This is a genomic window from Peteryoungia ipomoeae (assembly GCF_004912165.1).
Classification (GTDB): Bacteria; Pseudomonadota; Alphaproteobacteria; order Rhizobiales; family Rhizobiaceae; genus Allorhizobium; species Allorhizobium ipomoeae.
Map to the genome: position 1 here is coordinate 105,906 of NZ_STGV01000003.1, position 22,611 is coordinate 128,516.

The window sequence follows — 22,611 nt, forward strand, 5'->3', positions numbered from 1 at the left end:
GCCCGGCCTTTTTTATTTTCCCGATTTCATCGGGAGTTTCGCCGGGTGCGGCGTAACTTTTGGCTTCACCCACATCGCAACGCCAACACACGGGCAGACGCCCGGAAGGAGACGACTTGCAAGTACTCGTCCGCGACAACAATGTCGAACAGGCCCTCAGGGTCCTGAAGAAAAAGATGCAGCGCGAAGGCCTGTTTCGCGAAATGAAGGCCCGTAGCGCCTTTGAAAAGCCCTCTGAAAAGCGCGTGCGCGAAAAGGCAGAAGCCGTTCGCCGTCACCGCAAGCTGGCGCGCAAGAAAATGCAGCGCGAAGGCCTGATCCCGGGTCCAAAGCGCGTCGCGCGTCCTTCGCGCTGATCGCCATTCGTCCGCGCCTCGATGCGCGGACGCCCGCCCGCGGGTCTATCACCCGCTGATCGGAAGCACGACGTCCGGGAGAGATCATCATGACCATCACCGCCGACACGACGACCGAGACCCCATTCGAGACGACCGCACGCCCGGCGAAACTCTCGCCGCAGCAGCGCGCTGCCGCCACCGAGGCCGCCGCCTGGGAAGCCATCGAAGCCGAACAGAGCGCCCGTATCCGCAAGACCGAGGCGCTGAAGGCGCTGAGATTGGAGCGTGAGGCGCGCGAGGCTGAAAACGCACCGGCGCCGAAAAAGAAGCCCCCCGTCAAAAAGGTCGTGAAGCGCGGCTAAGGGCTTTGCCCTTCAGCCGGGTCCGGCCTGACGGCCGAGCACGGACACTGTGCCATCTCCTGAAACTGCAGCGAATACGATCTCACCGCTCAACGGCACGATTCCGGTGAGCGCTGTGATATTGACCTGATGGGTCACCAGGATAAAAGCCGGTTGTGCTTTGCGTGCCGCGCCGTCGACAAGCCAGGCGCGCAAATTCTCCGTCTGTCTCTTTCCATCGGCCGGTGTGCCGAAGAAAGAGTTGAGCAGCGGCTGCGACTCGACCTTGCCAAGACGAAGTGCAGTGGCCGTGTCGAGACAACGGCACCACTGGCTCGAATGAACCGCCGCCTCCTCCACCCCGTTTTGCCGCCCGTTTTGCCGAATGAGATCACCGATCCGGCGCGCCTGTTGGCGTCCGGCTTCCGAGAGATTGCGCTGCGTGCTGCAATCGCCGAGCTGGAACCCCGGCGGATCGCCGGTTCCGGGTGCCAAGGCGTGGCGCAGGAGGATGAAAGCCTGGCCTTTGCTGAAGGCAGCCCAGAGATCCGCGTTCGCAAGCGCCGGTCTTGATGCAATCGGCTGTGCGCACAGGGCCAGCAAGGATGCGAGCAAACCTCTGCGATCAATCTGCATCCGCCCCTCCGCTTTCGCTCTGCCGCTGGTCGACAGCATGCCGGACACGGAAACGTCACCTCTTCTACGCAGGATGCGTCGAGAGCAGATCACCGGGGAAACGCCAGAGGCGGGATGAGCAGCCAAAGAGGCCGCCGCATCCCGCGAAGCGCCGAGGTGGCGCCAATGTCAGCGTGTTGAAGACGTCAGATTGAAATGCGCCCCTTGAGGATCCACGCAGGCTGCAATCCAGGAGCCTCCGGGAACCGGATGCGGCTCCATCAGCACCGTGCCGCCGAGCGCCTTCACTTTCTCGACCGCGGCATCGATGGCGGGCACGATGAAATAGTAGCCCCAATAGGGCGCGGGCATTTCCGGCCTCTTGGTCATCATGCCGCCGATTCCGTGATCGCCAAGCTTGAAGGTCTGGTAGATGCCCATGGCATCCATGTCGACGGCCATATCCTTTTCCCAGCCGAAACGGGCGGAATAGAAGTCCCAGGCCTTTTCCCAGTCGCCTGCCATCAGCTCGTTCCAGCCGACGGTGCCAGCACTGCCGGGTGTCGGCCAGGTGCCGGTGCTCCTGTCTTCCATCATCGGGGTCATGACGCAGATAACAGCGCCTTGCGGATCCGCAACGACGGCGAACCGGCCAACGCCGGGGATATCTTCGGCGGGACGGCAGATCACGCCACCATTGCTCTGATAGTCCGCTGCCATCTTATCCACGTCATCGACGGCGATATAGCCGGTCCAGTTGGGCGGGATGCCCTGCGTCTTCATCTCCTCCGTCAGCCCCATCATCCCCGCGACGCCGAAGGGAAATCCGGGCACAGCAAACGAGGTGTAGGTGAAGCCTTCCATCTCCATATCGGTCGGTTCCCAGCCAAGCAGATGACCGTAAAAGGCCTTGGCGGCTTCCGGATCGGGCGTCATCAATTCGTGCCAGATGAATGTACCATGCATAAAAATGTCCTTCCCTTTTGAAATCAGCGGATGCGTTTTGAAACGCTTGTCATGAAGGTGTGAAAACTGCCGTCCGGCTGGCGCACGCTGCCGGAAAAGCGCCTGGTGTCATCATCAATGAATTGGATGACATCGCGATAAAGCTCTGACTTCGACGGATCCGTCATGCTCGGGCCCTCCGCCTCCAGCACAAGGGTCTGACCATCTTCCTCCAGAAAGCCCCTGTAGATCCAGAGCTTGTCCATCATCGAGCCGATCCAGCTGCCGACATAGTGACCCTCACGGGGATCGTAGCCGAGGGTGATGATCATCGTTTCGCGCTTGTCACCCATGTGCCCCTCGGATTCGGCGATGAACCAGAGGCCGCCAATGGAGCGGACCTTTTCGGTCCAGCGCTTGAGCGGGTCTTCCGGGTCATAGGCCTCATGGCCGCTGGAGCTCACATAGAGCCAGTCGCCGAGCAGGCGCTCGAGAAAGCGGTGATGCTCCGTGGGTTTCGGGGTTTCCATCGGCAGACCTCCTTCAATGGCAGCAGCTGGATTGCTTGACCGGCGCCTGGACATATTCGTCCTTGCGCTTGACGAAGCTCAGCGTGCCCGTCTCGTTGCGGCCGAGGGGTGCATGATCAAGGATCATCAGCGTGCCGAGCGCCTCTTCGCCGCCACGAGCATATTGCGAATAGGTGTGGAAGATCTCGCCCTTGTCGTTGCGATAGAAGGCAGAGAGGCCGGGCAATTCATCATAGGCCTGCTCACTTGGGGTCTCGCGGAAATTGTAGTTCACCGATCCCGAGGCAAGCTCCTCCTTGGTGAAGGAGACATGGAAATCATAGTTGAAATCGCTGCCGGCGGACGAAACCCATGGAAAATGCCAGTTCATGCGGCGCTTGTAAGCCTCTATCTTTTGAAGCGGCGCGCGCGAAACGGTGACGAAGGTGACGTCGTGGTTGTTGAGATGCGGCAACATGCCATCGATATGGTCGCCGAAAAACGAGCATCCCTCGCAGCCCGCCTCCCAATCGGGATGGAACATGAAATGGTTGATCATCAGCTGGCTGCGGCCATCGAAGAGATCGGCAAGCGAGACCTCTCCCTTCCCGGTCTGGAAGCGATAATCCTTGTCGATCCTGACCCAAGGCAGGGCCAGACGCTCAGCATTGACGCGGTCGCGCTCCCGGGTCAGCGCCTTTTCCTTCTGCAGAAGCGCCTTGCGGGCCTCCAGCCATTGATCACGCGAGACAATCTGATGTTCCATGTCACTGCTCCTCCCATTGACTTTTACGTTGATATCAACATATTTACGGCATGTCAAACCAACAGTTGATTCCTTTCTCGACGACAATCCATGTGCGAGACACGTGTATTTGCCTTCATGCGCAGCGGGCAGCCCGCGCCCTTGCCCGCCGGTTCGACACGGCGCTGAAACCCACCGGCCTGACCAACCAGCAATTTTCCCTGTTGATGTCGCTTAACCGGCCTGAGCCCCCGCCCATGGGCCCGGTGGCGAAACTGCTTGCCATAGACCGCACGACCCTGACGGCAGCCCTCAAGCCGCTTGCAACACGGGGATGGGTGGCGATCGAGCCTGACCCGAACGATCGCCGCGGCAAGCGCCTGCGGCTGACGCCGGAAGGGGCCATGGCGCTCGCTTCGGCGCTGCCGATCTGGACGAAGGTTCATGGGTTGCTTGAGGCCGGCATGGAAACCGATGCCGATGCGCTGCGCAAGGGATTGCTGGAGGTGAGCCTCTAGGCCGCATTGCCGCACCAGCCGGCGCAAACGCGTTCCGGCAGAATCATGCCGTTCAAAGATGAAGGAAGGATCGGAGCGCATTATGACCCTGGTATTGACCACCTATGACTGGGTGCCGGAGGCGCCCCGCGGTTTCGTGCGCGATCTTCGGATCCGCTGGGCCCTGGAGGAGGCCGGCCTCGCCTATCGTGTCGAGAGCACACCTCTTCGCAGCCGCGGCGCCGACCATCTTCAGCATCAGCCCTTTGCCCAGGTTCCCTGGCTGACGGACGGCGACCTCTCGATCTTCGAGAGCGGCGCAATCCTGCATTACCTGGGCAGCAAAAGCGAACGCCTGATGCCAACCGATGCCGAGGGGCGCATCAAGGTCACCGAATGGCTGTTCGCCGCGCTCAATTCGGTCGAGTCGGCAAGCCTGCCCTGGTCGATCCTGCGCTTCTCGCCACCGGAGGCGGGCATCCCGCAACCGATAACGGCCTATCTGTCGAAGCGGCTTGCGAGCCTGGAAGACGTGCTGTCCAGCGGGACCTGGCTGGCGGGGTCCTTCTCCGTCGCCGACATCGCGATGGCCGACGTGTTGCGACTGGTGGGCCGGCTCGACGGCCTCGGCGCGCACCCCGCCTGCCAGGCCTATGTCGCCAAGGCGGTTGCACGACCGGCCTTTCAGAAAGCATTTGCCGATCAGATGGCCCATTTCGCCGCAGCGGATGCGCATGCCTGACACAGCCCGAGACGCTGCCTGAGGCCTGCGGGACTGAAAGCGATCAGCCCAGCCCGAGCGGCAACGCGGCGAGAGGACCAATCAGCATGACGGCCGCCATCGCGAGCGCCACCCTGTCGCGCGTTTCAAACAGAGGCCCGCGAAAGGCTGAGGCGGGGTAAACCCGGCGGATTGCATGGCGACTGGCTTCGGCAACAGCTGCGTCCGGCAACGGACGACCGTCATCGATCACGTCGTTTGCCCTGGTGGTTTGCATGGGTGGCTCCTGTTTCTGGTTGCATCAGTTTCAACCATCGGTGCACCAGTAAGTTCCCGGCTTCAGACAACTTTATCGAATGTGCAAGCCATATCTTCAACTCTTGGCGGCAGCATTGCGCGATGAGCAAATTCGCACTCATCGTTGCGGCCGTTTCTGCCGTCACTTTTGTGGCAAGCGGAGGCTATAAGCTGATCCCGGCCAGGGACCTTGATGCTTCCTGCACGATCAAGGGGAATGTCTCGATCAATTCCGGCGAGCGCATCTACCACGTTCCCGGCCAGGAATTTTACGACGCCACCAAAATCTCACACCGCCATGGCGAACGGTGGTTCTGCTCGGAGGCCGAAGCGCAGGCCGCGGGCTGGCGAAAGGCGAGGCGCGGAGAAGCGCTGCCGTCCGCTCCAAGCGCGAAAGCGCGCCCATCCATGCGCCCCTGCCCCTGACGCAGAAAGGCCGGCGCGAGGGCCGGCCTTCCACGCGGTGGATCAATGCGGAGGCGGCAATCAGATCAGGGTCACCGGCACTTCTGTGGCCGTGCGCATGGCATGGCTATACGGGCAGACGATGTGGGCGGCGGCGATGAGCTGCTCGGCAAGCTCGCGCTCGATACCCGGCAGTTCGACGGAAAGCTTGACCTCGATGCCGAAGCCGGTGCCGTCTTCGCGCGGGCCGATGCCGACATCGGCGTGGACCTTGGCATCTTCCGGGATCTTGACCTTCTGCTTGCCGGCAACAGCCTTCAAGGCGCCGAGGAAGCAGGCGGAGTAGCCGACCGCAAACAGCTGCTCGGGATTGGTGCCCTCAGCGCCATCGCCGCCGAGTTCCTTCGGCGTCGTCAGGGTCACATCGAGAGCGCCATCATTGGCAACACCGTGGCCGGAGCGGCCGCCGGTTGCGTGGCCGTGGGCAGTATAGAGAATTGGCATCGGGTATCTCCTTGTCTGGGTGGGTCTGACCACCTATATAGAGCACAATTGAATTGTGCGCAATTGTTTTTTGCGCATTGCATATCGGTCAGGATTTGACCACAATTGAAACAAAATCGACATCCGAGAGGTTCCCTGAGATGATGAACGATCTCGACCTGGAAAAAGAGCTGACGCTCGACAAGCAGTTATGCTTCGCGCTCTACGGAGCTGCGCATGCCTTCACGCGCGCCTACAAGCCGCTCTTGTCTCCGCTGGGTCTCACCTATCCGCAATACATTGTCATGATGGCGCTGTGGGAAGAGGACGGCATTCCCGTCAAAAGCCTTGGCGAACAGCTGGGCCTGGATTCAGGCACGCTTTCCCCGCTTCTGAAGCGGCTGGAGCAGGTTGGCTATGTGGAGCGCAAGCGCGACGTGGCCGACGAGCGGCAGGTCTTCATTTCTCTCACCGAGCGCGGACGCGCGTTGAAGGCCGAAGCCATCAAGGTTTTTGCCTCGATTGCGCAATCGACCGGCTGTTGCAAGGCGGAAGCCGAGAGCCTGAGGGACAGCCTGAAACGGCTGAAGGGGCATCTGGAAGCGCTGCCCGACGACTGACGCCTCACTCTCGCCCTGATTGCGGGATCAAGACCGGCTTCAGCTCAGGAGAAGCCATGCCCATGACGGCCGTACTTTATCGTCTTCTTCCGTTTCGTGCCGCGGGATGGCGAAGCCTTGCCCGAGGCCGCCCCGCCGCGCTTGCCGTTCTCTTCGCTTGCCTTGTCGCGTCGCCTTCGACGGCCGCCGGCGAGAAGGCGCTTGAGACCGCAAAATCGATCGAAGCACGGCTTGATCTGCGCCTCGGCTATGCGATGATCGGCCCGACTGGCGAGATGCAGCATGGCTACCGGGCCGACGAACGCTTTGCGATGAACAGCACCTTCAAGGCGCTGGCCTGCGCTGCAGCGCTTAATCGAGGCGATCAGGTTCTCGATATGCGCGTGACTGTCCGCAAGGGAGATATTCTGCCGCACTCGCCGGTCACGGAGACCCGGATCGGCTCGACAATCGCAATCCGCGCACTTTGCGAGATCACGCTGAGGACCAGCGACAATGCGGCCGCCAATCTTGTGCTGAAGGCCATCGACGGGCCGGAGGCGCTCACCGATTTCCTGCGTGCCAAAGGCGATGACGTGACCCGGCTCGACCGTTTCGAGCCGGAGCTCAACGAAGCAAAGCCCGGCGATCCGCGCGACACGACGACGCCGCGCGCCATGGCCAGCACCATTCGGCACCTGACGCTCGGCTCCGGGCTATCGCCTGCCGCCAGCCGGCAGCTCGACGCCTGGATGCAGGCCAATGCCGTGGCCGACGGGCTGCTGCGCAAGGTCTTGCCAAAGGGCTGGCCGATTGCCGACAGAAGCGGTGCCGGGGGCTTTGGCAGCCGCGGCATCGTGGCGCTCATCCGGCCCGACACGGGCGATCCCGTCGTTGTCGCGATCTACATGACCGGCAAGGCGCATCCGCTCAAGGTGCGCGATGCGGCGATTGCAGAGCTCGGCGACGCGATCTTTGCGGACCTTGCGCGATGAGACCGACGTTCGTATTGCCCGCCGCCCTGATGATCGCAATCCTGATGGGCTGCGGGGTCAGCCTTGCCGGAGAGACTGAGCCCGGAGCATCGACGGAAGCACGCTCTGCCTGGCAGGTGGAGAAATGCGAGGTCTTTGCCAAGGCGCTCGACCGCATTCTGGCGCGCATGGGCACCGACGATGTCAGCCCCGATTTCATCGACAACAACCGGGCCTATATCGCAAGCGGCTGCCTGGCCCCTGTCGATGCCTGCCCGAAGACGCCGAAGGATATCGAGATCGCCAACGGGCTGACGATTGCCACGATGAATGCGGGCGCTGCCTCGACCTTCAGCCCTTTCCGCTGCCGGCAGCAGAACTGACGGCGCCATCAAGCGGCAGATGGCCGAAGCTGAGGCCGATCACCACCGTCAGGCAAAGAGCCGTGACCAAGGCGATGGCAAAGGCGCTCAGAAAGAGAGCGACCGCCCTGCCCCAGCCGATGCCGAGGTCCCGGACGAACCAGCGGACCTGTGCCTGTCCGTACCATAGAATGGCCAGCGCTATGGCAGCGAGACCAGCGGCAAGCCAGCCGCCCTCGGCCTTGACCATCAGTGCATCCAGGCCAAGCGTTGCGACGAGTACAAAGGGTGCGGCGACATAACACTGGCTGTAGAAAGGCGGACGCAGGCTTTCACGCGTCAGGCGCAGCCCCTTGTGGCGCAGGAGCGTGACGGACATGACCAGCGGAAAAACGCTGAAAATGACGCCGCGAGCAATCAACAGATTGGCCGTCGAGGACAGTTCGCCACCGATTTCATCCGGCCGGTGCACCAGGGGCATCAGGCTTGCGAGCCCCTGGGCGATCATCAGCGTGATCAGCAGAAAGAGCGGCGGCGACAGCGTATCCTCATACTGGTCCTCCGGCCGGTCGCCGAGTTCCAGATCGGCATAGCGCATCATTGGCAGCGGACGGCTGAGCGCGCGCCAGAAGGTGAGCGGATAAAAGACCAGCCAGGAAACAAGCTCGTAGAGAAGCTCTTCGAGCGACTTCAAAAGCCTCATGAAATCCATGCCGGTCCCTCTCCCGCCGTTGATCGATCCTTGCGAGACATAACGCATTGAAGGCGATCACGGGATTACCTTCCATGTCCTTGGCTTTAATTCCACCAGATTGCCCGGCGCTGGAGCGATCCGCTTCGGCTAGCCGCACTTCACACCCGCCGCGAGGGGCCCGGACAGATCACCCCAGGGCGCGTGCCATGGCAACATAGACGGGAATGCCGACGATCAGATTGCAAGGAAAGGTGACCGCGAGCGACATGGTGAGCGGCAGGCCGACATTCACCTGTGGCAGTGCAAGGCGCACGGCGGCGGGTGCGGCGATGTAGCTTGCACTGCCTGCCAGGATGCCAAGCGCTGCCGCTGACCCCGGCGACAGACCAAGCGCCGTGCCGAGCAGCACGCCGAAGGTTCCGTTGATCAAGGCCATGACGACAGCCGAGAGCACGAGAACCGGCGTCAGATTGCGCGACTTCAAAAGCTGCCGCGTGGCAAGCAGGCCCATATCGAGGAGGAAGAGGCAGAGCATGCCGCGGAAGCCGCCCTCGAACAGTGGTGACACCTGCGCAAAACCCTCCCGTCCGACGACAAGGCCGATCAGGAAACTGCCGGCAAGCAGCACGATCGAGCCATTTGTGAAGGCCTCCGTCATGCCATGGCCTGCGGACTTGCCCTGATCCCCTCTGGATGACTTTTCCATGCCGGAGCGCGCAAGCCAGAGACCCACCAGAATGGCCGGTGCTTCCATCAGCGCCATGACGGCAACCATATAACCATCGGCAGGAAGACCGGCCGCCTTCAGAACCTCGATGCCGGTGACGAAGGTGACGACGGAGACGGAGCCGTAGTGGGCGGCGATGGCGCCGGCACTCAGGCGATCCAGCCGGCCGATGGCCCGCGCCACCCAGAAGACGGGAAGCGGCAACAGGAGGCTGAGCGCCACCCCGGCGAAACCGGCAGCGACGAGATCGCCGGTAAAGCCCGTTTCCGACAGCTGCACACCGCCTTTCAGGCCGATTGCCGCCATCAGATAAAGCGCCACCGCCTTGCTGATCCCCTCGGGAATGGCAAGGTCGCTGCGGATCAGGGCCGCCAAGGCCCCGAGCACGAAGAAGAGGATCATCGGAGAGATCAGGACATCCATCAATAAGACCCCGCTTGCTGGATGGGACACCATTTGTGCGGCGCGATGTAGCGGCGATGGACCGTTCTTAAAAATTCATTGTTTCGAACATTTCATTCGATAAAATAGAAGAATGGCTCCGTTGAACTACAATCACCTGCGCTATTTTCGCGAAGTGGCGCGCGAGGGGAACCTGACACGCGCGGCCGAAAGGCTTGCCGTTTCGCAATCGGCGCTTTCCACCCAGATCCGCACACTCGAAGAGAGGCTCGGCCATCCGCTGTTCGAGCGGATCGGGCGGCACCTTGTGCTGACGGAAGCGGGACGGATTGCCCTTGAGCATGCCGACGCAATCTTTGCCGTCGGCGACGACCTTCTTGCGACACTGAAGGCCGGGACCGGAACGCGCCGGCTGCTGAAGGTCGGTGCGCTGGCGACACTTTCGCGCAATTTCCAGATCGAGTTTTTGCGGCCCTGTCTCGGGCGACCTGACATCGAGATCGTGCTTACCTCCGGCAGCCTTTCCGAGCTGCAGGGCGCGCTGAAGCAGCTCGACCTCGATGTGGTCTTGTGCAACCAGCCGCCGCAGGGGGCTGAATCCGAGGGCCTGATTGCGCAGCGGCTGGCGGAACAGCCGATCAGCCTTGTCGCTGCCCCGCTCCTCCATTGCACGGCCAGCACGCCGAAGGAGGCGCTGACGCGTCACCCCGTCATCCTGCCGACGGGCGACACGGGGCTTCGCGCCGAGTTCGACGCGCTTTGCCAGCGGCTTGGTGTCACGCCCAGCATCGTTGCCGAGGTGGATGACATGGCCATGCTGCGCCTGATGGCGCGGGAGGCGATCGGGCTTGCGCCGCTTCCGGCGATTGTCGTTCGCGACGAGTTGCAGGCCGGCACGCTATCGGAGGTCGTGGCGCTGCCACAGATCAGCGAACGCTTCTACGCCCTCACCATGCCACGGCAGTTTCCCAATCCGGTGGTCAGCGAACTGATCGCGGCTGCGGCCAGTTGGGCCAGCTGACGGCAAAGGCAGGCCAGAAAATTGGCGGAACCGACGCGGCGTCCAGGGGTTGTCCCAGCGCAACCATGCGCTGCCTTCCGCATCCGGCGGGCGGGCGCCCAGACAGAGGAGACCTCCATGAACCTTCCGCAGAACACCATTGTCGCTGTCGCAGACGGCGAGAAGCTGGCGCTGTTTCAGAACGAAGGCCAAGGCCTCAACATCAAGCTCAAGGCACTGCCGGTCGATGACGTCGATGCCTCCAAGCACCCTTCCGGCAGCCGGCATCCGTCCAGCGCCGCCAATCCCTCCGACGATCTGCAGGAAGAAGACGCCTTCGGCAGCGGTGTGACAGACATGCTGAACCGGCAAGTGCTCGACGGCAAGATCGAAAACCTCGTCATCATTGCTGCCCCACGCACGCTGGGTGAAATGCGCAAGGCCTATCACAAGGCGCTGTCGGCGGTTCTCGTCAAGGAACTGGACAAGGATCTGACGGGACACTCCATTCCCGAGATCGAAAAGGCGCTGGAAGCAGCCTGACGCGAACAAACAAAAGCCCCGCCGGAACCGTCCGGCGGGGCTTTTCAAACTGTGCTGCGATGGCGCGTGGCGGTTACTGGCGAACGATGATCTTTGCCTTGGTCGGCACGCGCTCGTAAAGGTCGATGATGTCCTGGTTCATCAGGCGCACGCAGCCCGACGAGACCGCCTTGCCGATGGAGAACCATTCCGGCGAACCGTGCAGGCGGTAGATCGTGTCTTTGCCATCCTTGAAGATGTAAAGCGCGCGGGCACCGAGCGGATTGTCGAGACCGCCGGGCTTGCCGCCGTTACGGGCAGAATACTGCTCAAGCTCGGGCTGGCGGGCGATCATCTCATCCGGCGGCGTCCACTTCGGCCACTTCTGACGCCACTGGATGACGCCAACACCGCCCCAGGAAAAGCCGTCGCGACCGATGCCGACGCCGTAGCGCATGGCAGTGCCGCCGCGCTCGACGAGATAGAGGAAGCGGTTCGGCGTGTCGACGACGATGGTGCCGGGGGCCTCGCCGGTCGGATCGACCACCTGCTGGCGGTAGAAGCGCGACGGGATCTTCCAGTAGGGCACTGCGGGGATGACGTAGCCGCCGTCATAGACCTCGCCATACATTGCGTCGAGTTCCGGCGTGCGCCCGCTTTCGGCTGCAGGTGCCGGGGTTACCGGGCCGTCAAGACGGACACCCGGCGGGAGCGGACGCGATGTGGTGCAGCTTGCCAAAGCGGCTGCGGCGCCGATGCCCGTCATAGACAGAAGGGAGCGGCGGGTCAGAAAGGTGGAAGAAGACATGAAAGTTGAGGTTTCCTGTAAGCGAAAGCAGCGGAACCATGACGCATCAATGGCGAAAATGTTCCAGGGATGGTGCGATGCAAACAGGAAAGGGTGGGTTAACGCAACCGCACGGCGCCTTCACTTTTTAGGGAGAGGCACCCGAGCGCGAGGGAGTGTCGCTATATGACAACAATCGGTGTCTTGTCGGGCACACGTTCAAACAAATCGATGACATCCTGGTTGAACATGCGCACGCAGCCCGACGAGGTGGATTTGCCGACGGACTGCCAGTCCGGTGTGCCATGCACGCGGTACAGCGTGTCCTTGCCATTCTGGTAGATGTAGAGCGCCCGCGCGCCCAGCGGATTGTTGAGGCCCGCCACCAGACCGCCGCGATCCGCAGCAACCGTGCGCAAGCTCGGATTGCGCTCGACCATATCTTTGGTGGGGGTCCAGTGCGGCCACTTCGCCTTGCGCGCGACGACGCCGCGGCCCGACCAGCCAAAGCCTTCGCTGCCAAGACCAACACCATAGCGGATGGCCTTGCCGTTGGCCTGCACGAGATAAAGGTAATGCGCCCTGGTATCGACCACGATGGTGCCGGGGGCCTCCGTCGTCTGATAGTCGACATCGTGACGCAGACTGTCGGTACGCACCCGATCGAGCGGAATGGCCGGTATCGTGTGCCCCTCATCGACAATCTGGCTATAGATCACCCGATGCAACGGATTGGAGACCGGCAGGCCATAGGTCTGGTGAAATTGCGTCTGATACAGGTTCTTGCGCACCGGTGCGCGCTGGTCTGCGGCCGGCGGCGTGCGGGCCGGATCATACCAGACGGGTGCGACCTCGTCCTGAAAGACATCGATGTTCATCCGACTGGTATCCTGCACCAGGATGCAGCCGGACAGGGTTGCCATCATGACCGCGCCGAGACCGAAGCCGGCGAGATGCCGCATCCGGACCAAGGACTTTTCCGCTTTGAAAGCGCTCAACTGATTGGGCATGCCACACCGATTCACACTGACGTCGTTAGCGGCATGCTGTCAGGCGCGGCTGGCGCGAAGCTTATGGCCGGCACGTTTTGTCGATGGAATAGCGGCCTTGCGATGCGCGCAACGACAGGGCCGGAAAGCCGCAAGAGAACAAAAAGACCCGACCGGCATCCCCTCCCCCGAGAAAATGCCGGTCGGTCGTCACGGGGCGGTGTCCTGCCGGTCAGCCCATCTCAGGCTGCCACAAGCCTACCCCCCGCGCCGAAAGAGAACCAGGGTCAGACCGCGTTCGGTCCATTCAGCTCGTTGTAGATCTTGCGACCGAGAACCGCTGCGATCGGCACCGCGATCAGCAGACCTGCGACGAAAGCGCCAGCAATCTGCCAGGCTTCGCGCATATCAAGCGTCAGAACCGCAATGACGGCAGAACCGGCAACAGCGCTGGCAATGAGAATATAGAGGACAATGGCAAGCCTGATCATGGCTGATCTCCAGACGATCGTTATGTTGCTCCAACCATAGCACTGCCGGGAAAATGCCAGTTGATCTGGCTCAAATGATCCGCAAGACGGCACTAGACCAAAGGCTAATGAAGCGCCGCTGGTGCTGCCGGCCATCACCCGCACATCGAAACAGCCTGTTGCAGGGCCACAGTCTTCCGCCACAAAGCTCTGAAAATGCTAACTTTTCCTGCCGTGCTCGCGGGTCTCGCCTTGCCTTTCGCTTCGGCGCGCCAGGCCAGCAACACGGCCGGAGAGGTTATCTTCATATAAACCAATATTAGGTAGAGATGTATTTCCTGTTTCTATTTCACCCCCAAGGTGCTTAGCTCAAGTAAACTCAACCCATTGGATGAAAATGCTGCTTTCGACGCAGAACACCATTCTGGAGATGACCGCCAAGGGACGTCCCATTGGCGAAATCGTCGATTATCTGTGTCGCGCCGTGGAAGCGATGGCAGACGATGTGGTGAGCTCGGTACTGCTGCTGGACAGTGAAAACCGGCTGCGACACCTTGGCGGCCCATCGCTGCCGCTGCACTATTGCCAGGCGATCGACGGGACGCAGATCGGGCCTGGCATCGGCTCCTGCGGCACGGCGGCGTTCACGGGCAAGGCGGTCGAAGTGACCGATATCGAGACGCATCCCTATTGGGCCTTGTACAAATCTCTGGCGTTGCCGCTTGGCCTGATGGCCTGCTGGTCGACGCCAATCATCGCATCCGGCAGGGTTCTCGGGACCTTTGCCTTCTACTATCGCACCCCGCGCGGCCCCTCAGACCTTGAGCGTATGCTGGTCGAAGCCTGCGTCCACCTCTGCGCCATCGCCATAGAGCGCGACCAGCGCAGAGCAGAACAGCAGCGACTGGCCGAAATCGATGCCCTGACGGGCCTGCCGAACCGCAGCCGCTTCAATGGAGCGCTTGCCAGTGTGGCGCGCACCGAACCGAACTGGGCTCTTGTTCTGCTCGATGTCGACAATCTCAAGATGGTCAACGACACATTCGGCCACGCGGCGGGAGACGACCTGATCCGAACCGTCGGTCATCGCCTGGCGAGTGTCTGCGCGCCAGGCACGGCGTTCCGCCTGGGTGGCGACGAGTTTGCCATCATCATCGCCTGCGCCGAGACCACGGAGCCCGAGGCGCTGGCAGCCGCAGTGATTGACAGCATCTCATCACCGGCCGATTGCGCCGGCCACGTCATCTTTCCCAAGGCGACCCTTGGTGGTGCCCGCGCAGACGGGGAACGCAGCCCCGAACAGGTGCGCCAGAACGCCGACTATGCGCTCTACGACGCCAAGGAGACCGCGCGCGGCCGCTTCGTGGAATTCGTGCCGGGCCACGGCAGCGCCATCATCCGGCGCTTTCGCTCCGTGCGCGACGTCGACGAAGCCTTGCGCGACGACCGCATCGACACGTTTTACCAGCCGGTGATCTCCCTTTCCAACGGACGCATCCTGGGATTTGAGGCGCTCTGCCGAATGACCACGCCCGAGGGGCACATCATCGAGGCGCAGCAGTTTCAAGAGGCGATGAAAGACGCTCATATCGCCATCGAAATCACCAATCGCATGCTGGACAGGATTGGAAAGGATGTCCGGCAATGGCAATCGGAGGCCTTGGCCTATGGCACGATTGGCATCAATCTGACGGCCGCGGATTTTTATCGCGGCGGCCTGACTGAGCGCATCAAGGCCGTCTGTCTGCAGTGTGGGATCAAGCCAGAGAGCTTTGTCGCCGAGGTCAGCGAAAGCGTCTATCTCGCCCGCAAGGACGGGATCGTGGCCGATGAAATCAGCCTGCTCAGGCAGGAAGGTTTCAGGGTCGCGCTCGATGATTTCGGCACCGGCTTTGCCTCCCTGACCCAGCTGATGACCGTGCCGGTGGACATGATCAAGATCGAGCGGTCTTTCGTGCAAAGGCTCTTCCAGGCAGGCGGTGGCAGTGTTGTGACCCGTGGCCTGCTCGAGATCGCCAATGGGCTTGGGATCGACGTGATTGCCGAGGGGATCGAGACCCCCGACCAGGCCGATCAGCTTTCGCAACTCACCTGCACGGCCGGCCAGGGCTACTTCTTCGCGCGGCCGATGGCCCGCGATCAGGTGCGCCTGCTGCTCAATGAAGGCAAGGGATTTCACCTGGCCTGGAAAGCGACCGTGGAGCAGTCCGTCGCGGAGCGGCTGTTCGCCTGAGCTCTCTGCCGCCTCCCCTGCAAGCCATCAGAAAATTTCATCGCATCTTCACCGCTGCACGCCTTTTTTCGCCACGGCTTCTCCTTTAGCGTCCCGGCTCAACCCACGGGAGAACTGGCATGCTGAAGATCTATGGCGTCTACAAATCGCGCGCGACACGCATTCTCTGGCTGGTGGAGGAGCTGGGCATTCCCTTCGAGCTGGTACCGGTTCTCCAGGCTTACAAACTTGCGGACCCGATGGCGCCGGATGTGCGCATCAATACCCGTTCGCCGGAGTTTCTTGCCGTCAATCCGATGGGCAGCATTCCGACGATCGACGACGATGGACTGGTGCTGAACGAATCGCTGGCGCAGACGCTGTATGTGGCAAAGAAGCACGGCGGGCCTCTGGCGCCGAAAGAAGTCGTTGAAGACGCGCAGATGATGCAATGGACGCTCTTTGCCGCGACCTCCATCGAGACCGATGCGCTGAAGATTTCCATGGCAAACACCGAAGGTCGCCTGACGACGGAAGCCGGTCAGGCCGAGGCCAAGGCGCTCGCCCGCATTCTGAGCCGCGCCTTTGGCGTGCTGGAGCATCATTTCGCCACGCATAGCCACCTCGTCGGCGAGCGATTCACCGTGGCCGATATCAATGTTGCAGAGATCGTACGCTATGCGCAGGCCTTCCAACCACTTTTCGACGCGCACCCGAAAACGGCTGAATGGCTGAACCGCATGCAGGCCCGCCCCGGCTTCAAGTCCATGTGGGAAAAGCGCTTGGCCGAGGTGGAGTAAGGCGGGGCGTCGTCCCCTTGATGCATGCGTAAACCCGTAGCATTCTGCAGCCATAAAGTGTGAAACGCTGCGGGGCTTGCAATCGCACCGCATGAGGTTTACCGTGTAAGGTGTCCTGGTGCCATCTAGGAAGATTGTCGAGGCATATTTCTACGTATCCAGCTCCGGAAAGCGTCCGGTGCGGGACTGGTTGATGGCGCTTAGTGTGAATGACCGGAGGACCATTGGCGAAGATATCGCGACGCTCGAGTATTGCTGGCCTGTAGGAATGCCGAAATGTGCCGCCATCTCTGGCGTGAAAGGTCTTTTCGAAATCCGTTCGTCGCTTGAGCACGGGCGTATCGCCCGCGTCTTCTTCACCATGGTCCAGGGACGTATGGTTCTTCTGCATGGCTTTGAGAAGAAGACACAGAAGGCACCGACAAAGGAACTGACAATCGCAATCACACGCATGAAGGAAGTATCGCGACATGGCGCATGACGACAATCCGCACATCGGCGAGAGCTTCGATAGCTTTCTACGCGACGAGGGTATTTACGAGGCGGTCACGGCAGTCGCTATCAAACGTGCTTTGGTGCTGGATATCGAACATGAAATGAAAGTGCAGCAGCTCTCGAAGTCGGAGATGGCGCGGAGAATGAAGACCAGCGCGACACAGCTTGCGCGGTTGCTGGACCCGGACAATGACCGGATTCAGCTCGATACTCTGATCAAGGCTGCCTCAGCGGTTGGGAAAACGCTTTCTGTCAACTTGAGCTGACTGCCCCTGCGAGGCGGACCTTCCTCGGCAGAGGCCCGACCCTCACCCCTCCGGCGCCACCCGCGTAAACGGGCGGACCAGGACCCAGTAACCCGTGCGGCGATAAACGAGGGACGTGACCACGACGAGGCGGAGAAGCTGGACGAGGACCATCGCGGCGGCGGCACCGTTGATGCCGTAAAGCGGCACGAGCAGGAACATGGCCGCAAGACAGGAAACGACCGAAACGGAAACGATGGCGAGGCTGAGGCGATAGCGCCCCTGGACGACGAGCAGCTCGGAAGCCTGACCGGTCGCGGCGCGGATGATATAGGCCAGGCCGAGCAGCACGAGACAGGGATAGGCGGCAAGGAAGGCGCGCCCGAACAGGGCAAGCAGCGGATAGCCGGCGATCAGCGTCAGTGCAACGGAGGGGATGGTGAGCCAGAAGGTGGCATTGGTGGAGCGGGTGATGCGCGCCTGAAGCCCTGCCCTGTCTGCCGAGGCAAGCGAGAGCGAAAAGCCGCGGGCAGCGACCAGCATGAAACCGTATTGCACGAAGGCGGCCAGCGACAGCGACCGCTGGGCGGCGAAATAAAGCGAGGCTTCATCCGGGGAGACCAGAAAGCCGAGAATCAGCACATCGATCCAGACGAAGAGCTCTTCTGCCGTCATCGCCGGCATCATCAGCACGGAGGCCAGGAGCCAGAAACGGCGACGCTCGCGGTTCTTCGTCGGGCGTTCCCCCTTCGGCAACCGTGCGCGCAGGATGAGGGCCTGAACCAGCAGCACGACGATGGAGGCGAGCACGACGATGGTGAGCACCGTCGTGGCGGTCAGGTTAAGGTCTGCGACCCTGGCGACGCCGACGCCGATCATGATCAGCGCCGGGCGCAGGATATAGCCTGGAATGGTGGAGAGTGCGTACCAGCCAAAGCCGCGCGCAACGCCGATCAGGTAGGATTCGAGCGCGAGAACCGGAAAGCCGAGCGCCAGAACGCCGATCGGCAGCAGGAATGCCGGATCGACCAGATCGGGCAGCACGGTAAGGAATACGAGCGCTGAGACCGCAAGCAGGCCGGAGCCGGTTACCACCGCGCGAAAACCGGTTGCCAGATAGCCTGCAAGGTGGGCGTGTTTCTGGCGCCGTCCATAACGGGGAATGAAGCGGGCAGCGGAATCGTAAAAGCCGAGCACGCCGACCTGGCCTGCGACGCTCACCCAGGTCCAGAGGATGACATAGACGCCGTAGTCTTCCAGCGCCATCAGGCGGGCCAGAAGGATCTGCAGCGCAAGCCCGACAAAGGCTGCGGCAATGCGCACGGATATGCTGACAAGCGCGCCGCGCAACGCGGCGTCACCGGCAAGATCAAGCGCCTTGCGCCGCAGTCTTGCGATCATGGGACGCAGCACAAAACGAAGCCCATGGTGCTGCCATTGCGCCCCATGAAGCGATTGACGCTATCGAAGAGGGTTCGGACCCGGGCTTTCCAGGCCGGGCCGAAGCCATGGTAGAAAGCGCGCAGGCGCGGGCGAAGCCCGGCCATCCAGTGCTGGCAATAGAGCTGTCCTAAGCTGGTGAAGGGCATGTAGCTGGCCGTGAGCGGAACGCAGGTATTGGTCCAGCTCGACTTGTAGGCCGAAGGATCGCTCAGGAAATCGAAGCGGCTGATACCGGTCTCGATGGCCCAACGCTGTGCGCTTTCCATCTGCACCTTGCCGGGCGAGTATTTCTGATAGGCAAGGTCGATGGCGCCGAGGAAACAATAGTAATCCTGATGGAAGCGCATGCCGAGTTCCATGGCGATGGGGGTACCATCCAGCGTGAGCGCATGCAGATAGACACGTCCGTGATCCTCGCCCTTGACGGCGCCAAGTGTGCGCAGGAAGGCGGCAAAACGCGGATCGAACAGATCGCGGCCAAGACGGCCTGTTTCCTTCAGCCAGTCCTGCTTCATGGCAATGCAGCGGTCGATATGGGCAGCATAACCCGCGCTGTCCGCAGGCCAGACCTGGTAGTCGAGCACACCCAGCTTTTCCAGACGGTTGCGACGGCTGTTGCGCTGCAGGCGCTGCTTTTTCGGCAGAGCGCGATGATGTCTTTCCCAGTCGGCAAGACCGGCAAGATCGAGGATGGAGGAGTGCTGCTGCCTGTCGGGCGTATAGCCCTTGCCATCAAGCATTTGCGCCAGCAGCGAGGACTGCGGCACGTGATCGAGGCAGATCGCATCGCCGCCACAATGCCTGGCGATCTCATCGCACACCTGGCGGCCCAGATCCGGCCCGAAGCCCTGGGGATCATAAAGCAGTGTCGTATACTGGTTCATCGGGGCCGTCAGCGGCTCCAAGACGGTGATCGCGGGGCTTGCCCGGCGCATCATCAACGGCCAGATCATCCGGCAGTCCGCCCCCTCCCAGAGGATGTAGACCTTGGCGCTTGCGTCAGAGCCCGCCGCATCGGCAAGGAAGATCCTTGCCCAGTTCAAGCACCAGTCGGCACTCTGGAAATAGGTGAAAGGTTCAGGGCAACGCTCTTCAAGCGCTTTCCAGGTTTCCTCCAGCGCGGCCAGATCGGCAAGGCTATCGCGGCATTCAAGGTCGAATTGGCGCCCCTCAAAGCGAATGCGCGCGACCGAGAAACGGGGCGCGGTTTCGCCGGGGCGCCGTTCTAGACCTCTGGTCGAAGCATCCATGGGATCGGGCTCTCGGGTTGCGCGCTATGGGTTCACGCGCCAGTCTAACCACCAAGGGTTAAACCTCCCTTGAGAGGCGAGAGATCGTCGTCAGCGCGGGATCGCAATGCCCTTAAGATCAGTGAAACAGCACATCCGTCACGCGCACCTTGCCGACGGCTAGGCCATTCCAGTTGGTCATGCCGTGGTTGGCAAGCGCCATCAGGGCATGCCGCTCTTCGCTGTCCGCCTCGTAATGGCGGGCAAGAAGGGCTGCAATCATCGCCTCGGCAGCACGGGTGGCACCATCCTCGGCCTTGACCGCAAAGGACAGACCCTTTTCCGGCAGCAGCGCGCAAAAGACGCCTTCCGCGCCGGTCTTGGCGAAGATCTTGCCCGGCGCCACCTGCATCAGCTTCGTGCAGAAGCGCTTCGTGCCGGCGACATAAAAGGGTTCAGCCATGCAGGCCGCAATCAACCGGCGGGCGGCAGCCGCACGGATCGGCTCCAGCCCTTTGCCCGTCGCCAGCCTGCCGAACCCGCGGGCGAGGCCCGTGAGCGGCACGGCGTAGGTCGGGATCGAGCAACCATCCGTGCCGCAGGTATCGCGCGACAGAACGGCGCCGGTGAGATCGCTCATGATGGAGCGGATCGCCTCCTGCAGCGGGTGATCGTAGCCGGCATAGCCGCGCGGATCCTCGCCGGTGTGCACGCAGGTACAGACGAAGCCGGAATGTTTGCCGGAGCAATTGTTGTGCAGCGCGGTCGGCTTTTCGAGGGTGCGTGCCTGGGCGAGCAGCACCTGCTGATGCGAGGACCAGTGCGCACCGCATTCCAGCACGCTTTCGTTTTGACCTGCCGCTTTCAGCATTGCGGCGGCAACCGCCACATGCTCCGGCTCGCCGGAATGCGAGGCGCAGGCCAGCGCCAGCTCGCGATAGCCAAAACCGAAGGCGTCGGCCGCGCCGCTTTCCACCAGCGGCAGGGCCTGCATGGCCTTGCAGGCCGAGCGCGGAAAGATCGCAGCATCGACATCGCCCGCCTGGAAAACAACGCTGCCATCGGCATCCACCACCACGGCCATGCCGCGATGACGGCTCTCGACGAGTTGACCGCGCGTGACTTCAACCGTGATCGGATTTTCCATGCCCTGCCCCAGAAATGTGTGATTTTGCCCATACCTAACCCGAGTTGCTCACCTTTCGCGAGACCCCCGAGTTGAAAATTGTCCTTCGCCTTCTGGCCGTCATCATTGCCGTCTTCATTCTGCCGACCCTGGTGTCTGCAGGCCTCTGGGTGACCAAGGACCGGCCAACCCGATGGAACGAGGCAAATTGGGGTTCATCCGGCCTGCTGCCAGAGGCTGAAGAGAGCGAGGACGCGGCGATCTACGTGTTCTCCGCCATGACCGGCGGCCTGAAAGGTGCCATCGCCAGCCATGCCTGGATCGTCACCAAGGAGAAAGGCGGCGACTACCAGCGCTATGACAAGGTGGGCTGGGGATCGCCGATCCGCCGCAACCATCGTGCGCCCGACGCCTTCTGGTATTCCAACCCGCCGCGGCTGGTTGTCGAGATCAAGGGCCAGCAGGCCGAGCGGCTGATCCCCAAGGTGGAAGCGGCGATCAAGGCCTATCCTTACGGCCAGCCGGGCGGCTACCGGATCTACCCGGGACCGAACTCCAACACCTTCGTTGCGCATGTGCTGCGCGACGTGCCCGAACTCGGCGCCGTCTTGCCGCCGGATGCCGTGGGACGCGACTATCTGCCGAATGGCGGTTTCTATGCGCTGGATGAAGATGGCCGCGACCTGCACTTAAGCCTGGGCGGCTTTGCCGGAGTGTCGATCGGCGCGCGCAGCGGCCTGGAAGTGAATTTCCTTGGACTGGTGGCCGGGATCGACATTGCCCGACCCGCGCTCAAGGTGCCGGGCTTCGGCGCCGTCGGGTTTTAACAACGAACGCTACACCCGGAATCAAAAGAGCCACCCGCGAGGGTGGCTCCCATGAGTTCTGGTCCTAGTGGGGACCCGGAAACCTTGCGGCATCCGAAGGAAGGCTGGATCAGACCGAGGGCTGCCCCGTCAAAACCACACCCTTTCCAAAGTCACCTACGCAGACCGAAATCTCATTAGACATTGGATCACCTTCCTTTCGTTACGTTGCCGATGATTGAAAGGTAGGGTGGCGAAAGAGATTCGACAAGGCACGTTGTGTGACTGTTTGTGCAGATAATTGTGTTGCATCGCGGCAGGTTTCGTTCACAATTCGCGCGCCGGTGATTGAGGGTGCGGTTGCAGATTCTGGCAGTCCGTAATGAGAGGTCACCAAATGCTCTATGTCGGCACCACCGATCAGGATGAGGTTGCCAGAGTGCGTCGCCGGATCGAGGAACGTGGACTGGCATCCCACATGAACGACACCAAATGGCGGGCGCTTTGCTCGGCCATTGTCGAGGAGCTTCCCTTCCCTCCCGCCTATCAGAGAAAGCTTGTGCTTTCGGACAACCCGGAACCAGCGGTTTTTGATGCCGCTCCCTGGTACTGTGGTGACTGGGCAGCGTCGCCGGAAGCCTCTCTCGGTATCTGCATCGAATGGCTGAAAGTGGCGCCGAGGCGAAGCGTGAGCGTCGGTCAGCTACTGCCTCCCCGTCTCGAGGACTGTTCTGTACCGCTTGTTGCCATTCTCAGACGCCTGCATATTCCGTTTAGGGAAGAGGACGGCTTTCTGATCATCCTCGGTCATGGCTGAAACAGGGGACCATTCC

30 protein-coding genes are annotated in these 22,611 nt (G+C 61.8%); 16 read left to right on the plus strand and 14 right to left on the minus strand.

The genetic code is table 11. The features are described from left to right. Nucleotides 1-116 precede the first annotated feature (116 nt). Complete coding sequence (rpsU, locus tag FAA97_RS10195) at nt 117-356, plus strand: 30S ribosomal protein S21 (protein WP_136598437.1); 240 nt, start codon at nt 117-119, stop codon at nt 354-356. 89 nt (nt 357-445) lie between these two features. Further along, nucleotides 446-700 (plus strand): hypothetical protein, encoded by a 255-nt coding sequence (locus tag FAA97_RS10200; RefSeq protein WP_136598438.1) that lies wholly within the window; start codon nt 446-448, stop codon nt 698-700. 12 nt (nt 701-712) lie between these two features. Here the strand turns inward: FAA97_RS10200 and FAA97_RS10205 are convergent, their stop codons facing one another. The 4 genes from FAA97_RS10205 to FAA97_RS10220 form a co-directional block, all read right to left on the minus strand. After that, nucleotides 713-1,315, minus strand: coding sequence for a histidine phosphatase family protein (locus FAA97_RS10205; RefSeq protein WP_136598439.1), 603 nt, complete (start codon nt 1,313-1,315; stop codon nt 713-715). A gap of 168 nt (nt 1,316-1,483) precedes the next feature. Further along, complete coding sequence (locus FAA97_RS10210) at nt 1,484-2,260, minus strand: VOC family protein (protein WP_136598440.1); 777 nt, start codon at nt 2,258-2,260, stop codon at nt 1,484-1,486. A 23-nt stretch (nt 2,261-2,283) separates the two neighbouring features. After that, entirely contained in the window at nt 2,284-2,769 is a 486-nt protein-coding gene (locus FAA97_RS10215) for a DUF1579 domain-containing protein (RefSeq protein ID WP_136598441.1), read from the minus strand. Nucleotides 2,770-2,782: 13 nt separating this feature from the next. Further along, nucleotides 2,783-3,514: a DUF899 domain-containing protein gene (locus FAA97_RS10220; protein ID WP_136598442.1), complete on the minus strand. Its 732-nt coding sequence runs from the start codon at nt 3,512-3,514 to the stop codon at nt 2,783-2,785. A 50-nt stretch (nt 3,515-3,564) separates the two neighbouring features. Between FAA97_RS10220 and FAA97_RS10225 the strand changes: the two genes are divergently transcribed. Together FAA97_RS10225 and FAA97_RS10230 are read left to right on the plus strand one after the other, a co-directional pair. Further along, nucleotides 3,565-4,011, plus strand: a complete 447-nt coding sequence (locus FAA97_RS10225) for a MarR family winged helix-turn-helix transcriptional regulator (RefSeq protein WP_136598443.1) — start codon at nt 3,565-3,567, stop codon at nt 4,009-4,011. Between the two features lie 79 nt (nt 4,012-4,090). Then, entirely contained in the window at nt 4,091-4,732 is a 642-nt protein-coding gene (locus tag FAA97_RS10230; protein WP_136598850.1) for a glutathione S-transferase family protein, read from the plus strand. 43 nt (nt 4,733-4,775) lie between these two features. Here FAA97_RS10230 and FAA97_RS10235 read toward each other — a convergent pair whose 3' ends face one another. After that, nucleotides 4,776-4,988 carry a hypothetical protein gene (locus tag FAA97_RS10235; protein ID WP_136598444.1) on the minus strand — a complete coding sequence of 71 codons (213 nt, stop codon included), beginning with the start codon at nt 4,986-4,988 and terminating at the stop codon, nt 4,776-4,778. Between the two features lie 122 nt (nt 4,989-5,110). Between FAA97_RS10235 and FAA97_RS10240 the strand changes: the two genes are divergently transcribed. Next, complete coding sequence (locus FAA97_RS10240) at nt 5,111-5,434, plus strand: sunset domain-containing protein (RefSeq protein WP_246041409.1); 324 nt, start codon at nt 5,111-5,113, stop codon at nt 5,432-5,434. Between the two features lie 60 nt (nt 5,435-5,494). Here the strand turns inward: FAA97_RS10240 and FAA97_RS10245 are convergent, their stop codons facing one another. After that, complete coding sequence (locus FAA97_RS10245; protein ID WP_136598445.1) at nt 5,495-5,917, minus strand: organic hydroperoxide resistance protein; 423 nt, start codon at nt 5,915-5,917, stop codon at nt 5,495-5,497. A 143-nt stretch (nt 5,918-6,060) separates the two neighbouring features. Between FAA97_RS10245 and FAA97_RS10250 the strand changes: the two genes are divergently transcribed. The 3 genes from FAA97_RS10250 to FAA97_RS10260 all read left to right on the plus strand — a co-directional run bounded on the left by FAA97_RS10250 (nt 6,061) and on the right by FAA97_RS10260 (nt 7,852). Continuing rightward, the gene (locus tag FAA97_RS10250) at nt 6,061-6,516 is read left to right on the plus strand and encodes a MarR family winged helix-turn-helix transcriptional regulator (protein WP_136598446.1); all 456 of its coding nucleotides are present in this window, start codon (nt 6,061-6,063) and stop codon (nt 6,514-6,516) included. A 62-nt stretch (nt 6,517-6,578) separates the two neighbouring features. Continuing rightward, the gene (gene bla, locus FAA97_RS10255; protein ID WP_168800975.1) at nt 6,579-7,490 is read left to right on the plus strand and encodes a class A beta-lactamase; all 912 of its coding nucleotides are present in this window, start codon (nt 6,579-6,581) and stop codon (nt 7,488-7,490) included. After that, nucleotides 7,487-7,852 carry a hypothetical protein gene (locus FAA97_RS10260; RefSeq protein WP_136598448.1) on the plus strand — a complete coding sequence of 122 codons (366 nt, stop codon included), beginning with the start codon at nt 7,487-7,489 and terminating at the stop codon, nt 7,850-7,852. Before bla ends, FAA97_RS10260 begins: the two co-directional genes overlap by 4 nt. On the opposite strand, the gene FAA97_RS10265 is transcribed toward FAA97_RS10260, so the two are convergent. Together FAA97_RS10265 and FAA97_RS10270 are read right to left on the minus strand one after the other, a co-directional pair. Further along, nucleotides 7,821-8,543: a permease gene (locus FAA97_RS10265; protein ID WP_136598449.1), complete on the minus strand. Its 723-nt coding sequence runs from the start codon at nt 8,541-8,543 to the stop codon at nt 7,821-7,823. The two genes, FAA97_RS10260 and FAA97_RS10265, sit on opposite strands and share 32 nt — an antisense overlap. A gap of 169 nt (nt 8,544-8,712) precedes the next feature. After that, nucleotides 8,713-9,675: a sodium-dependent bicarbonate transport family permease gene (locus tag FAA97_RS10270; protein WP_246041410.1), complete on the minus strand. Its 963-nt coding sequence runs from the start codon at nt 9,673-9,675 to the stop codon at nt 8,713-8,715. Nucleotides 9,676-9,787: 112 nt separating this feature from the next. On the opposite strand from FAA97_RS10270, the gene FAA97_RS10275 reads away from it, so the two are divergent. Further along, nucleotides 9,788-10,675, plus strand: a complete 888-nt coding sequence (locus FAA97_RS10275; RefSeq protein WP_136598451.1) for a LysR family transcriptional regulator — start codon at nt 9,788-9,790, stop codon at nt 10,673-10,675. Nucleotides 10,676-10,792: 117 nt separating this feature from the next. Then, nucleotides 10,793-11,197: a host attachment family protein gene (locus FAA97_RS10280; protein WP_136598452.1), complete on the plus strand. Its 405-nt coding sequence runs from the start codon at nt 10,793-10,795 to the stop codon at nt 11,195-11,197. A 73-nt stretch (nt 11,198-11,270) separates the two neighbouring features. Here the strand turns inward: FAA97_RS10280 and FAA97_RS10285 are convergent, their stop codons facing one another. From FAA97_RS10285 to FAA97_RS10295, 3 genes are all read right to left on the minus strand, one after another. After that, nucleotides 11,271-11,984, minus strand: a complete 714-nt coding sequence (locus FAA97_RS10285) for a L,D-transpeptidase (protein ID WP_136598453.1) — start codon at nt 11,982-11,984, stop codon at nt 11,271-11,273. A 161-nt stretch (nt 11,985-12,145) separates the two neighbouring features. Further along, nucleotides 12,146-12,925 (minus strand): L,D-transpeptidase, encoded by a 780-nt coding sequence (locus FAA97_RS10290; protein ID WP_136598454.1) that lies wholly within the window; start codon nt 12,923-12,925, stop codon nt 12,146-12,148. 314 nt (nt 12,926-13,239) lie between these two features. Further along, complete coding sequence (locus tag FAA97_RS10295) at nt 13,240-13,443, minus strand: hypothetical protein (protein WP_136598455.1); 204 nt, start codon at nt 13,441-13,443, stop codon at nt 13,240-13,242. A gap of 376 nt (nt 13,444-13,819) precedes the next feature. On the opposite strand from FAA97_RS10295, the gene FAA97_RS10300 reads away from it, so the two are divergent. The 4 genes from FAA97_RS10300 (at nt 13,820) to FAA97_RS10315 (ending at nt 17,195) form a co-directional block, all read left to right on the plus strand. Then, nucleotides 13,820-15,655 carry a putative bifunctional diguanylate cyclase/phosphodiesterase gene (locus FAA97_RS10300; protein ID WP_136598456.1) on the plus strand — a complete coding sequence of 612 codons (1,836 nt, stop codon included), beginning with the start codon at nt 13,820-13,822 and terminating at the stop codon, nt 15,653-15,655. Nucleotides 15,656-15,774: 119 nt separating this feature from the next. Beyond that, entirely contained in the window at nt 15,775-16,434 is a 660-nt protein-coding gene (locus FAA97_RS10305; protein WP_136598457.1) for a glutathione S-transferase family protein, read from the plus strand. Nucleotides 16,435-16,627: 193 nt separating this feature from the next. Continuing rightward, nucleotides 16,628-16,915: a type II toxin-antitoxin system RelE/ParE family toxin gene (locus FAA97_RS10310; RefSeq protein WP_136598851.1), complete on the plus strand. Its 288-nt coding sequence runs from the start codon at nt 16,628-16,630 to the stop codon at nt 16,913-16,915. After that, a complete protein-coding gene (locus FAA97_RS10315) occupies nt 16,905-17,195 on the plus strand; it encodes an XRE family transcriptional regulator (protein WP_136598458.1) in 291 nt (96 codons plus the stop codon). The genes FAA97_RS10310 and FAA97_RS10315 overlap by 11 nt, the downstream gene beginning before the upstream one ends. A 42-nt stretch (nt 17,196-17,237) precedes the next feature. Here the strand turns inward: FAA97_RS10315 and FAA97_RS10320 are convergent, their stop codons facing one another. From FAA97_RS10320 to FAA97_RS10330, 3 genes are all read right to left on the minus strand, one after another. After that, nucleotides 17,238-18,575, minus strand: a complete 1,338-nt coding sequence (locus FAA97_RS10320; protein WP_136598459.1) for an oligosaccharide flippase family protein — start codon at nt 18,573-18,575, stop codon at nt 17,238-17,240. Beyond that, the gene (locus FAA97_RS10325) at nt 18,572-19,867 is read right to left on the minus strand and encodes a GNAT family N-acetyltransferase (protein WP_136598460.1); all 1,296 of its coding nucleotides are present in this window, start codon (nt 19,865-19,867) and stop codon (nt 18,572-18,574) included. Before FAA97_RS10325 ends, FAA97_RS10320 begins: the two co-directional genes overlap by 4 nt. 118 nt (nt 19,868-19,985) lie before the next feature. After that, nucleotides 19,986-20,993, minus strand: coding sequence for an asparaginase (locus FAA97_RS10330; protein ID WP_136598461.1), 1,008 nt, complete (start codon nt 20,991-20,993; stop codon nt 19,986-19,988). 71 nt (nt 20,994-21,064) lie between these two features. Between FAA97_RS10330 and FAA97_RS10335 the strand changes: the two genes are divergently transcribed. Both FAA97_RS10335 and FAA97_RS10340 read left to right on the plus strand, forming a co-directional pair. Then, entirely contained in the window at nt 21,065-21,799 is a 735-nt protein-coding gene (locus FAA97_RS10335) for a DUF3750 domain-containing protein (protein ID WP_136598462.1), read from the plus strand. A 361-nt stretch (nt 21,800-22,160) separates the two neighbouring features. Further along, nucleotides 22,161-22,595, plus strand: a complete 435-nt coding sequence (locus FAA97_RS10340; protein WP_136598463.1) for a DUF6678 family protein — start codon at nt 22,161-22,163, stop codon at nt 22,593-22,595. Nucleotides 22,596-22,611: the final 16 nt, after the last annotated feature.